This window comes from Arthrobacter sp. AB6 (genome assembly GCF_031844545.1).
Classification (GTDB): Bacteria; Actinomycetota; Actinomycetes; order Actinomycetales; family Micrococcaceae; genus Arthrobacter.
Window position 1 is genome coordinate 90,900 of the sequence record NZ_JAUZVL010000014.1, and the last position, 12,549, is coordinate 103,448.

The following is a 12,549-nucleotide window of genomic DNA, read 5'->3' on the forward strand; positions in this document are numbered from 1 at the left end:
GGCAGGTGCCCACCGCCAGCCCCCGGCAGGGTGCCGCGGATAACAGGTCACCGGCCAAAAAATGGCAGAATGTAAGCAGTATCCACCCTGAGGAGATTTCCATGAGCAAAGCACCTGCGTCCGTTTCCAAGTCCGGCACCCGAACGGTGGCCCCTGGCGCCATCGACCACAGCCAGGAACTTGGCCACGGCAACAGCCCCGCAGCCTGGACCTGCGTCATCGTCATGCTGGTGGGCGCCCTCATCGCATCCATTGCCTTCGTGATCGCCAGCACGCCCATCTTCATCGCCGGCGCCGGCGTCATGGTGCTGGGCCTGATCCTCGGTTACATCATGCGCAAGGCAGGCTACGGCGTCGAAGGCAGCAAGCTGAAGAACTCCGGCCACTGATGTCCACTGTTCTCGATGACATCAACGCTGGTGTCAGGGAGGATATGGCGGCCCGGAAGCAGCTCGTTTCGCTGGCTGAGCTGAAGGACCTGGCGCAGGCGGCGGCGCCTGCCCGCGACGCGTGGGCAGCCCTTGGCGGAACTTCCCCGTCACGGAATGAGCTCAAGGTCATCGCGGAAATCAAGCGCCGCAGCCCCTCCAAGGGTGACCTCGCCGCCATCGGCGATCCCGCGTCCCTCGCCCGGCAGTATGCCGACGGCGGTGCCTCCGTCATCAGCGTCCTCACCGAGCAGCGCCGCTTCAACGGATCCCTGGCCGACCTCGATGCGGTGCGCGCCGCCGTCGACGTTCCGCTGCTGCGGAAAGACTTCACGCTGGACGAGTACCAGATCTGGGAGGCGCGCGCCCACGGGGCGGACCTGATCCTGCTCATCGTTGCTGCGCTCTCGGACGCCCAGCTCGCCGAATTCAGTGCCCTCAGCCACGAACTTGGCATGAACGTCCTTGTGGAGACGCACACGGAAGAGGAAATCGAGCGGGCGGTGGCCGCGCAGGCGCGCATCATCGGCGTCAACGTGCGGAACCTGAAGACGCTCGACGTCGACCGTTCAGTTTTCGCTTCCCTGGCCGGGCGGATCCCGGCCGGCGCAGTGGTGGTTGCCGAGTCCGGCGTCCGCGACGCCGACGACGTCACCCACTACGCCGCAAGCGGCGCCAACGCCGTGCTCGTGGGCGAGGCGCTGGTCAGCCACTCGACGCCGCGGGAGCGGATCGCCGAGTTCAAGGCCGCCGGCGCCGCCGCCATAGCGGCCCGGGGCTGAGGCCAACGCACCCGCGCGCAGGCGGGCGGGGCTGAATCCCCGCCCGCTGAACGCGTCCGGCAGGCTGCCCTGCCGGGACAACCACCTTTGCACTACCAACTCGAACAGGACGGGACTGATGGCTGAAGCACCCTCAGGAAACGCTGACAACAACGCCGCGGAAGCATTCCTGCAGGGCGGCTCCCTCAAGCACGCCCCGGGGCCGTATTTCGGCAGCTACGGCGGACGCTGGATGCCAGAATCCCTGATCGCCGCCCTGGATGAACTCGAGGAGACGTTCAACAAGGCCAAGGACGACCCCGAATTCCGGGCGCAGATCGCGGACCTCAACAAGAACTACTCCGGCCGGCCGTCGCTGCTGACCGAAGCGAAGCGCTTTTCCCAGCATGCCGGTGGCGTCCGGGTCTTCCTCAAGCGCGAGGACCTGAACCACACGGGTTCGCACAAGATCAACAACGTGCTGGGCCAGGCGCTGCTCGCCAAGCGCATGGGCAAGACCCGCGTCATCGCCGAGACCGGCGCCGGCCAGCACGGCGTGGCAAGCGCAACCGCGGCCGCCCTGATGGGCCTTGAGTGCGTCGTCTACATGGGCGCGGAGGACTGCCGCCGCCAGGCCCTCAACGTGGCCCGCATGGAGCTCCTGGGCGCCACGGTCATTCCTGTCACCAGCGGCTCGCAGACCCTCAAGGACGCCATCAACGACGCCCTGCGGGACTGGGTGGCCAACGTGGACAACACGCACTACCTGCTGGGCACGGCCGCCGGTGCGCACCCGTTCCCTGCGATGGTCCGCTACTTCCATGAGGTCATCGGCGAAGAAGCCCGCGCCCAGATCCTTGAGCAGGCCGGACGGCTCCCGGACGCCGTCTGCGCGTGCATCGGCGGCGGCTCCAACGCCATCGGCATCTTCCACGGCTTCCTGGACGATCCGTCCGTCAGGATCTACGGCTTCGAAGCCGGCGGCGACGGCGTGGACACCGGACGCCACGCGGCCACCATTACGCTTGGCAAGCCCGGCGTCCTCCACGGTGCGCGCTCCTACCTCATGCAGGACGACGACGGCCAGACCATCGAGTCCCACTCGATCTCAGCCGGCCTCGACTACCCCGGTGTGGGCCCGGAGCACTCCTACCTCGCTGACATCGGCCGGGTGAGCTACGAGCCCATCACGGACAGCGAGGCCATGGATTCCTTCCGGCTGCTGTGCCGCACGGAGGGCATCATTCCCGCCATTGAGTCCTCGCACGCCCTGGCCGGTGCCATCAAGGTGGGGCAGCGGCTGGCTGCCGAAGCCGCCGAGGCCGGCGGTTCGGCGCAGGACAAGATAATCATCGTGAACCTTTCCGGGCGCGGGGACAAGGACGTGGCCACCGCAGCCGAATGGTTCGACCTGTTGGACAAGAATTCCGCCGAGTCGGAAATCGGCAAAGAGGGGGAGCAGCTGTGAGCACTGCACAGACCACCAGCAAGTCGGCAGCGGCGATCGACAAAGCCCGTGCTGAAGGCCGCGCCGCCCTGATCGGCTACCTTCCCGCCGGCTACCCCAGCGTGGGGGAGACCATTGCCGCCGGTATTGCCCTGGCTGAGAATGGTGCGGACCTGATCGAGATCGGCATTCCCTACTCCGACCCCGTCATGGACGGCCAGGTCATCCAGGCCGCCACCACCGAGGCGCTTGCCAAGGGCTTTTCCGTGCGCCAGGTCTTTGATGTGGTTGCCGGCATCACCAGCAAGACGGACGCCGCCGTCCTGGTGATGACCTACTGGAACCCCGTGGTCCGGATGGGTGTGGACGAGTTCTCCCGCCGCCTGGCCGAAGCCGGGGGAGCAGGGCTCATCACCCCCGACCTCATCCCCGACGAGGCAGCGGAATGGATGGAGGCCTCGGATAAATACGGGCTGGACCGGGTGTTCCTCGTGGCGCCGTCCTCCACAGCCGAGCGCATGCAGCGCACCGTGGACGCGAGCCGCGGCTTCGTGTACGCCGTGTCCATCATGGGCGTCACCGGCGCGCGGACGTCCGTCAGCACTGCAGCCAAGGACGTGGTGGCGGCGGCACACGCCGCAGGAGCCGAACGTGTGTGCGTCGGGCTGGGCGTCTCCACTGCGGACCAGGTCCGCGAGATCGCCGCCTACGCCGAAGGAGTCATTGTGGGCACCGCCCTGGTGGCTGCAATCCGCGACGGCGGGGCGGACGCAGTTGCGGCCCTTACCAAGGACCTCAGCAGCGGACTGAGACGCACCGGACTGACAGAGGAAGAGGCCTAGGCCATGCAGACCCTCCTCCAGGCAGCAGCGATGGTGCCGGCCAGCATTCCGAGCCCGGACTGGTCCGGTTTCGACATTCCCCTGCCGTGGGGAACGCTGCGCATCCACGCCTACGCCCTGTGCATCCTGGCAGGCATCGTGGCGGGCCTGTGGCTCACTTCCGTCCGCTGGGCCAGGCGCGGCGCACCTGAAGGCAGCGTCTGGGACATTGTGGTCTGGGCCATCCCCTTCGGCATCATCGGCGGCCGCCTGTACCATGTGGTCTCGTCGCCGGACGCCTACTTCGGCCCCGGTTTCGACGGCACAGGCGACCTTTCCCTGATCCCGCAGATCCAGCGCGGCGGCCTCGGCATCTGGGGTGCCGTGGTCCTCGGCGTCGTGGGCGCGTGGATCGGCTGCCGCCGCAGCGGCGTCAAGCTCAGCGCCTTCCTGGACGCAGCGGCACCCGGGCTGCTGCTGGCCCAGGCCGTGGGCCGCTGGGGCAACTACTTCAACCAGGAACTCTTCGGCGGGCCCACCACCCTGCCGTGGGGCCTGCAGATCGACGCCGACAACCCGAACTTTCCGGCCGGAACCCCGGCGGACACACTGTTCCACCCCACGTTCCTGTACGAGTCGCTATGGAACGTGGCCGGCGTCGTCATCCTGCTCGCGCTGGACCGGAAGTTCAACTTCCGCCGCAGCCGGCTGTTCTGGCTTTATGCCATGTACTACACCCTGGGCCGGGTCTGGATCGAGGCGATGCGCATCGACGATGCCGAGCAGATCTCCCTGTTCGGCATCACCACCCGCCTGAACGTGTGGACGAGCATCTTCGTGTTCCTGGCCGCGCTCGTGGCGTTCCTCCTGCTGGGCATGAAGAAGCGGACGGAGCCGGACAGCCCCTATCTTCCGGGCCGGGAACCCGCCGGGGACGATGAACGGAAGGCGGCCGTGGAGGGTGGTGACGAGGTCCGGGATCCGGACCCTGTTGTCTCAGATAGTGAATCGCGTGATAATCTCCCTGATAACCAAAGCGGTTCCCGGCGTGTTTCCGTCCCAACGGAAGAGGCCGCGGCTGCGCCGGCGGGCCCCACGCCCGGACCGGACGCAACAGCTGCCGGAAAGTCCGGCAGCACAGCCACAGGAAGCGCGCCGGAAGCCGGCACTACCAAGTAGCGCGCGGGCCAGGCAGGGCAGCAGAGCCACCGCTCGAAGCGCCCAATCACCACAGCGTCGTGGCAGCGGGGCCACCCCGGACAGCATGGAAATGCTGCCTGGTGTTGCCCGGGGCAGGGGCCTGCGTAACCGTTAGTTCAGCAGGCCACCCTGACCTACAATTTCCAGTAAATAACACTTTGTTGTGCCCATGAGAGCGGCGCCCGACGAGTGGGGCCAACGGTGTCCCTTCCATACGCACGATCAGGAGGAAGGACGTCTCCCATGACCCAAACTCTTCACACTCCCAGCTGGTCTGAACCAGATCAGCCTGAGACTGCCATGTCGCCGTTCAAGCGCTTCGCGGCCCTTCCGGAGGCAAGCGGGCTCTACAACCCGGAGCAGGAGAAGGACGCCTGCGGTCTTGCGATTATCGCCACCCTCCGCGGCGAACCCGGCTATGACATCGTGGACGCCGCCCTCACCGCCCTGCGCAACCTTGAGCACCGCGGTGCCGTGGGCGCGGACGAGGGCACCGGTGACGGCGCCGGCCTCCTCATGCAGATCCCGGACGAATTCTTCCGTGCAGTCACGGAATTCGAACTTCCCGCCCCCGGCCAATACGTGGCCGGCACGGCTTTCCTTCCCGCTGAACAGCGCGAGGCCGACGCCGCCAAGTCCGGCATCGAGGGCCTCGCGGCTGACGAGGGCCTGAAGGTCCTCGGCTGGCGCGAAGTGCCTATCGTCGCAGACCTGGTGGGTGCCATGGCACGCGCCTGCATGCCCTACTTCTCCCAGCCGTTCCTGGCGTCCGCTACCGGCGAGGAGCTGGACCGCAACGAACTTGACTCCCGGGCCTGGCGGATCCGCAAGCGCGCCCAGAACAAGTTCGGCGTCTACTTCCCGTCGCTGTCCTCGCGCACCATCGTCTACAAGGGCATGCTCACCACTGCCCAGCTGGAGCCGTTCTACCCGGACCTCTCGGACAAGCGCTTCAAGACCAAGCTCGCGATCGTCCACTCGCGCTTCTCCACCAACACCTTCCCGTCCTGGCCCCTGGCCCAGCCGTTCCGCACCATCGCCCACAACGGTGAGATCAACACCGTCAAGGGCAACCGGAACTGGATGCGCGCCCGCCAGTCCCAGCTCGCCAACCCGCTGCTGGGCGAGACGCCGGAAGAGCTGTACCCCATCTGCACCCCGGGTGCCTCGGACTCCGCGTCCTTCGACGAGGTAGCCGAGCTGCTGTGGCTCTCCGGCCGCCCCATCACGCACTCCATCATGATGATGATCCCCGAGGCCTGGGAAAACCACGCCACCATGGATCCTGCCCGCCGTGCGTTCTACGAGTACCACTCCCTCCTGATGGAGCCGTGGGACGGCCCGGCGGCCGTCTCCTTCACGGACGGCAACCTCGTGGGCGCCACCCTGGACCGCAACGGCCTTCGCCCTGGCCGCTTCTGGATCACCGAGGACGGCCTGATCGTCTTCGCCTCTGAGGTGGGCGTCATCGACGTTGAACCCTCCAAGGTGGTTAAGAAGGGCCGCGTTTCCCCGGGCAAGATGTTCCTGGTGGACACTGACGCAGGCCGCATCATTGACGACGAAGAGGTCAAGGCCGAAGTCGCCGCCGCCAACCCGTGGGCGGAGTGGGTCAAGGACAACCTGATCGACCTCAACGACCTTCCCGAGCGCGAGCACGTGGTCCACACCGCCGCGTCGGTGAATATCCGCCAGCGCACCTTCGGCTACACCACCGAGGAACTGAAGATCCTGCTCGGCCCGATGGCCCGCACCGGCGCCGAGCCGCTGGGCGCCATGGGCTCGGACACCCCGGTGGCCGTGCTGTCCACGCGCCCGCGCCTGCTCTTCGACTACTTCGTGCAGTCCTTCGCGCAGGTGACCAACCCGCCGCTGGACGCCATCCGCGAAGAACTGGTCACGTCGCTGACCTGTGCCATCGGGCCCAACGGGAACCTCCTGGACACCAAGCAGGTGCGCCAGCCGCAGGTGCAGCTTCCGTTCCCGGTGATCAATAACGACCAGCTCGCGAAGATCGCCAACATCGAGAACGCCGACGGCGACAAGGTGGCCATGAAGGTCCGCGGGCTTTACCGCCCGGAGGGCGGCGAGAACGCGCTCCGCGCCCGCCTCACCGAGATCTGCGAGCAGGTGTCCGGTGCCATCAACCGCGGCGTCCAGTACGTAGTGCTGTCCGACCGCGACTCCAACGCGCAGTGGGCGCCCATCCCGTCGCTGCTGCTTGTCAGTGCCGTGCACCACCACTTGCTCCGCAGCGCCAACCGCACCAAGACCGCACTGGTGGTCGAGGCCGGCGACGTCCGCGAAACGCACCATGTGGCAGTCCTGATTGGCTACGGCGCTTCCGCCGTCAACCCGTACCTGGCCATGGAATCCGTGGAGCAGCTCATCGCGGCCGGCGACGTCACCGGGGTCACCCCGCAGGACGGGGTCTACAACCTGATCAAGGGCCTCGGCAAGGGCGTCCTGAAGATCATGTCCAAGATGGGCATCTCCACGGTGGCCTCCTACACCGGCGCCCAGACGTTCGAGGCGCTTGGTTTGGGCCAGGACCTCGTGGACGAATTCTTCGCCGGCACCCACTCGCAGCTTGGCGGCGTGGGCCTGGACGTCATCGCCGCCGAAGTTTCGGCCCGCCACCAGATGGCCTACCCCGAAGGCGGCATCGAACAGCCCCACCGCCCGCTGCTGGGCGGCGGCGAATACCAGTGGCGCCGCGACGGCGAGCCCCACCTGTTCAACCCGGAGACCGTCTTCCGTCTGCAGCACGCAACCCGTGAGCGCCGCTACGACATCTTCAAGGCGTACACCCGCGGCGTGGACGACCAGTCGCAGAACCTGATGACCCTCCGCGGCCTCCTCAAGTTCAAGAACGAGCGCCCCGCCGTTCCGCTCGAGGAAGTGGAGCCGGTCTCCAGCATCGTCAAGCGCTTCTCCACCGGTGCCATGAGCTACGGCTCAATCTCCCAGGAGGCCCACGAAACGCTGGCCATCGCCATGAACCAGCTGGGCGGCAAGTCCAACACCGGCGAAGGCGGCGAGGACGTGGACCGCCTGCTCGATCCGAAGCGCCGTTCCGCGGTCAAGCAGATCGCGTCCGGCCGTTTCGGCGTGACCAGCCTGTACCTGACCAACGCCGACGACATCCAGATCAAGATGGCCCAGGGCGCCAAGCCCGGCGAGGGCGGCCAGCTGATGGCGCAGAAGGTCTACCCGTGGGTGGCCCGCACCCGCCACTCGACCCCCGGCGTCGGGCTCATTTCCCCGCCCCCGCACCACGACATCTACTCGATCGAGGACCTCGCGCAGCTGATTTATGACGCCAAGCGCGCCAACCCCTCTGCCCGGGTGCACGTCAAGCTCGTCTCCGAGGTGGGCATCGGCACAGTTGCCGCCGGTGTCACCAAGGCGAAGGCCGACGTCGTACTGGTCTCCGGCCACGACGGCGGAACCGGCGCCTCGCCGCTGAACTCGCTCAAGCATGCCGGTGTCCCGTGGGAGCTCGGCCTGGCCGAGACCCAGCAGACCCTGATGCTCAATGGCCTGCGCGACCGCGTGGTGGTGCAGGTGGACGGCCAGCTCAAGACCGGCCGCGACGTTGTGATCGCGGCGCTGCTGGGCGGCGAGGAGTTCGGCTTCGCCACTGCCCCGCTGGTGGTTGAAGGCTGCATCATGATGCGCGTCTGCCATCTGGACACCTGTCCGGTGGGCGTCGCGACGCAGAACCCCGAGCTGCGTGCCCGCTTCACCGGCAAGCCGGAGTTCGTGGTCAACTTCTTCGAGTTCCTGGCCGAGGAAGTCCGCGAGATCCTGGCGGAGCTGGGCTTCCGCAGCCTTGAGGAGGCCATCGGCCACGCCGAGGTCCTCGACGCCCGCGACGCCGTCAACCACTGGAAGGCTGACGGCCTGGACCTGGACCCCATCCTGCACGGGCTGGAGTTCGACGACGACGCCCCGCTGCGGAACCTGACCGGCCAGAACCACGAGCTGGACAAGCACTTCGACCAGCGCCTGATCACCATGGCCACCGAGGCGCTGACCGACCGCAGCCCGGTGAAGATCGCCGTCGACGTCATCAACACCGACCGCTCTGTGGGCACCATGCTGGGCCACGTCGTGACCAAGACGTTCGGCACGGATGTCCTGGCGACGGACACGATCGACATCACCCTCAGCGGCACCGCAGGTCAGTCGCTGGGCGCCTTCCTGCCCGCAGGCATCACCCTGCGGCTGTACGGCGACTCGAACGACTACGTGGGCAAGGGCCTCTCCGGCGGCCGCATCATCGTCCGCCCGGACCGGACCAACGTGTTCAAGGCGGAGACGAATGTCATCGCCGGCAACGTGATTGGTTACGGCGCCACCAGCGGCGAGATGTTCCTGCGGGGCCAGGTGGGCGAACGCTTCCTGGTCCGCAATTCAGGTGCCACCGCCGTCGTGGAAGGCATCGGCGACCACGGCTGCGAGTACATGACCGGCGGCCAGACGCTGATCATCGGCCGCACGGGCCGGAACTTCGGCGCCGGTATGTCCGGCGGAACCGCTTACGTGCTGGACCTGGACTCCGCCCGGGTCAACAAGGAAGCCCTGCAGTCCGGCGAACTCCAGCTCCGCGAACTGGACGCCGAGGACCGCGACATCGTGCACGGCCTGCTGGTCAAGCACGTTGAAGAAACTGATTCCCAGCTGGCTGCGCGCCTCCTCGAGAATTTCGATGACACCGCTGCCCGCATTACCAAGGTGCTGCCGCGGGACTACGCGGCCGTGCTGCAAACCCGTCTCGACGCCATCGAAGAGGGCCTGGACCCCGACGGCGAAGAAGTATGGTCTCGAATCCTGGAGGTGACCGGTGGCTGATCCACGCGGATTTCTGAAAGTACGCCAGCGTGAAACCCAGCCGCGCCGTCCCGTTCCCGTCCGCATCATGGACTGGAAGGAAGTGTACGAGGCGCAGGAAAAGGGCACGCTGAAGGCGCAGGCCGGCCGCTGCATGGACTGCGGCGTCCCGTTCTGCCACCAGGGCTGCCCGCTCGGCAACCTCATTCCCGAGTGGAACGACCTCATGTGGCGGGACAAGGGCGAGGAAGCGATCGAGCGCCTGCACGCCACCAACAACTTCCCGGAGTTCACCGGCCGCCTGTGCCCGGCTCCATGCGAGGCGTCCTGCGTCCTGGGGATCAACCAGCCTGCCGTCACCATCAAGCAGGTGGAAGTCTCCATCATCGACGAGGCCTGGGACAACGGCTGGGTGGAGCCGCTGCCTCCCGCACGGTTGACCGGCAAGACTGTTGCCGTCGTCGGCTCCGGTCCCGCAGGGCTGGCCGTGGCGCAGCAGCTGACACGCGTAGGCCACACCGTGGCTGTGTACGAACGCGACGACAAGATCGGCGGCCTGCTGCGCTACGGGATCCCTGACTTCAAGATGGAGAAAGAGCAGGTGGACCGCCGCGTCGAACAGATGAAGGCGGAAGGCACCCGCTTCCGGACCGGCGTCGCCGTGGGCACCGACGTGACGTGGGAGCAGCTGCGGCGGCGCTACGACGCCGTGGTGATCTGCACAGGCGCCACCGTGCCGCGCGACCTTCCCATCCCGGGCCGGGACCTTGATGGCGTGCACTTCGCCATGGACTACCTGGTCCCGGCAAACCGCGCCGTGGCGGGGGAGCAGATCGAAAACCAGATCCACGCCCAGGGCAAGCATGTTGTGATCCTCGGCGGCGGCGACACCGGGGCGGACTGCCTGGGTACCGCGCACCGCCACGGGGCAGCATCGGTGACCACCCTCGCCATCGGCAAGCAGCCGCCGGTCGAGCGTGCCAGCCACCAGCCGTGGCCCACGTTCCCCAACCTCTTCGAGGTTGCCAGCGCCCACGAGGAAGGTGGTGAGCGCACGTACCTTGCCTCCACCGTGGAGTTCGTGGGCGAAAACGGCAAGCTGACCGGCGTCAAGGTTGCCGAGACCGAATTCGTGGACGGCAAGCGCCTGCCCAAGGCCGGCACCGAGCGGATCATCCCCGCGGACCTGGTGTTCCTGTCGCTCGGCTTCACCGGCGCCGAGCCCGCCGGCATCACCGAACAGGTGAAGGCAGAGTTCGACGGCCGCGGCAACGTGTCCCGCGACGGCTACTACATGACCAACACCGAGGGCGTCTTCGTGGCCGGCGACGCCGGCCGCGGGCAGTCCCTCATTGTCTGGGCCATCGCCGAAGGCCGTGCCGCGGCTGCAGCAGTGGACAAGTTCCTGATGGGGAGCACCATCCTTCCAGCCCCCGTGGCCCCCACGGACCGCGCCATCGCCGTGCTCTAGGCATGCATCGGGGGTTCACCTCCACGACAACTATCAATGCAAGAGACCAATAGGGTAGGTATATGAGACGCGCAAAAATTGTGGCTACGTTCGGCCCGGCCATCGCCAGCTACGAGAACACCCTCGCGGTGCTGGAAGCCGGCGTTGACGTCGCCCGCATGAACATGAGCCACGGCGACTACTCCGTGCATGACAACACCTACGAGAACGTCCGGAAGGCGGCTGCCGACCTCGGCAAGGCCGTGGCCATCATGGCTGACCTGCAGGGTCCCAAGATCCGCCTGGGCCGATTCGTTGACGGACCGCACTTGTTGGCTGTTGGAGACACCTTCACGATCACTACCGAGGACGTTCCCGGCACCAAGGAAATTTGCTCGACCACGTTGAAGAGCCTCACCGAGGACGTCAACGTGGGCGATGCCCTGCTGATCGACGACGGCAAGGTGGCATTGCGTGCCATCGCCGTTGACGACGTCAAGGTGGTCGCCGAGGTGACCGTTGGCGGCATGGTGTCCAACAACAAGGGCATCAACCTTCCCGGCGTGGCCGTCAACGTGCCCGCGCTGAGCGAAAAAGACGAGGACGACCTCCGCTGGGCCATGCGCCGCGGTGTTGACCTGGTGGCGTTGTCCTTCGTCCGGGACGCTTCCGACATCACCCGTGTGCACGAGATCATGGACGAGGAAGGCCGCCGCGTGCCGGTCATCGCCAAGATCGAAAAGCCGCAGGCTGTGGAGCAGCTGCCCGAGATCATCGACGCGTTCGACGCCATCATGGTGGCCCGTGGCGACCTCGGTGTGGAGCTTCCGCTGGAGGAAGTGCCGATCGTGCAGAAGCGTGCCATTGAGCTGGCCCGCCGCTGGGCCAAGCCGGTCATCGTGGCCACCCAGGTCCTCGAATCCATGATCGACAACCCGCGCCCCACCCGTGCCGAGGCCTCCGACTGCGCCAACGCAGTGCTGGACGGTGCCGACGCCGTCATGCTCTCCGGCGAGACCAGCGTGGGCAAGTACCCGATCGAAACCGTCAAGGTCATGGCCCGGATCATCGAGTCCACCGAGGTCCACGGCCTGGAGCGCGTCCCGCCGCTGGGCACAAAGCCCAAGACCCGCGGCGGCGCCATCACCCGTGCCGCCGTCGAAATCGCCGACCAGCTGGATGCCAAGTACATCTGTGCGTTCACCCAGTCGGGTGACTCGGCGCGCCGCCTGTCCCGCCTGCGCCCGATCAAGCCGGTCTTCGCCTTCACCCCGGTGGAGCAGGTCTGGAACCAGCTGGCACTGACCTGGGGCATCCAGCCGGTGCTGGTGCAGATGGTGGACCACACGGACGAGATGACCGCGCAGGTGGACCGCAGCCTGCTGGAGATGGGCCTCGTTGACGACGGCGACCTGGTGGTTATTGCCGCCGGTTCGCCTCCCGGAAAGGCCGGCTCCACCAACTCGCTGAAGGTGCACAAGGTGGGCGACCTCGCCGATTCCACCCGTGTTGGCGAAGCAGCCAGCAACAAGGAAAAGCTCGGCCCATGGCCGGAAAAGAAGAAGAAGGCCTAGCCTTCTGACAGCGAAAAGGACCCCTGCCGGTT

8 protein-coding genes are annotated in these 12,549 nt (G+C 66.8%); all 8 read left to right on the forward strand.

Annotation, left to right across the window (positions count from 1 at the left end):
* Positions 1–101 precede the first annotated feature (101 nt).
* The 8 genes from Q9R30_RS12550 to pyk all read left to right on the forward strand — a co-directional run bounded on the left by Q9R30_RS12550 (position 102) and on the right by pyk (position 12,517).
* Positions 102–389, forward strand: a complete 288-nt coding sequence (locus Q9R30_RS12550; protein ID WP_050055433.1) for an HGxxPAAW family protein — start codon at positions 102–104, stop codon at positions 387–389.
* Positions 389–1,210 (forward strand): indole-3-glycerol phosphate synthase TrpC, encoded by an 822-nt coding sequence (gene trpC, locus Q9R30_RS12555; protein WP_104997601.1) that lies wholly within the window; start codon positions 389–391, stop codon positions 1,208–1,210. Before Q9R30_RS12550 ends, trpC begins: the two co-directional genes overlap by 1 nt.
* Positions 1,211–1,328: 118 nt before the next feature.
* Positions 1,329–2,657, forward strand: coding sequence for a tryptophan synthase subunit beta (trpB, locus tag Q9R30_RS12560; protein WP_104997602.1), 1,329 nt, complete (start codon positions 1,329–1,331; stop codon positions 2,655–2,657).
* Positions 2,654–3,478: a tryptophan synthase subunit alpha gene (gene trpA, locus Q9R30_RS12565; protein WP_104997603.1), complete on the forward strand. Its 825-nt coding sequence runs from the start codon at positions 2,654–2,656 to the stop codon at positions 3,476–3,478. The genes trpB and trpA overlap by 4 nt, the downstream gene beginning before the upstream one ends.
* A 3-nt stretch (positions 3,479–3,481) precedes the next feature.
* The gene (gene lgt / locus Q9R30_RS12570; protein ID WP_104997604.1) at positions 3,482–4,636 is read left to right on the forward strand and encodes a prolipoprotein diacylglyceryl transferase; all 1,155 of its coding nucleotides are present in this window, start codon (positions 3,482–3,484) and stop codon (positions 4,634–4,636) included.
* Positions 4,637–4,900: 264 nt separating this feature from the next.
* Positions 4,901–9,514, forward strand: coding sequence for a glutamate synthase large subunit (gene gltB / locus Q9R30_RS12575; RefSeq protein ID WP_104997605.1), 4,614 nt, complete (start codon positions 4,901–4,903; stop codon positions 9,512–9,514).
* Positions 9,507–10,964, forward strand: a complete 1,458-nt coding sequence (locus Q9R30_RS12580) for a glutamate synthase subunit beta (protein WP_104997606.1) — start codon at positions 9,507–9,509, stop codon at positions 10,962–10,964. Before gltB ends, Q9R30_RS12580 begins: the two co-directional genes overlap by 8 nt.
* A 62-nt stretch (positions 10,965–11,026) precedes the next feature.
* On the forward strand, positions 11,027–12,517 hold the full coding sequence (gene pyk, locus Q9R30_RS12585) for a pyruvate kinase (RefSeq protein WP_311217761.1): 1,491 nt from the start codon (positions 11,027–11,029) through the stop codon (positions 12,515–12,517).
* The last annotated feature ends 32 nt before the right edge of the window (positions 12,518–12,549 follow it).

Coding starts and splice junctions, on each gene's coding strand:
- Q9R30_RS12550 (WP_050055433.1), top strand. CDS start 102: ATGAGCAAAGCACCTGCGTCCGTTTCCAAGTCCGGCACCCGAACGGTG.
- lgt (WP_104997604.1), top strand. CDS start 3,482: ATGCAGACCCTCCTCCAGGCAGCAGCGATGGTGCCGGCCAGCATTCCG.
- pyk (WP_311217761.1), top strand. CDS start 11,027: ATGAGACGCGCAAAAATTGTGGCTACGTTCGGCCCGGCCATCGCCAGC.
- trpB (WP_104997602.1), top strand. CDS start 1,329: ATGGCTGAAGCACCCTCAGGAAACGCTGACAACAACGCCGCGGAAGCA.
- gltB (WP_104997605.1), top strand. CDS start 4,901: ATGACCCAAACTCTTCACACTCCCAGCTGGTCTGAACCAGATCAGCCT.
- trpC (WP_104997601.1), top strand. CDS start 389: ATGTCCACTGTTCTCGATGACATCAACGCTGGTGTCAGGGAGGATATG.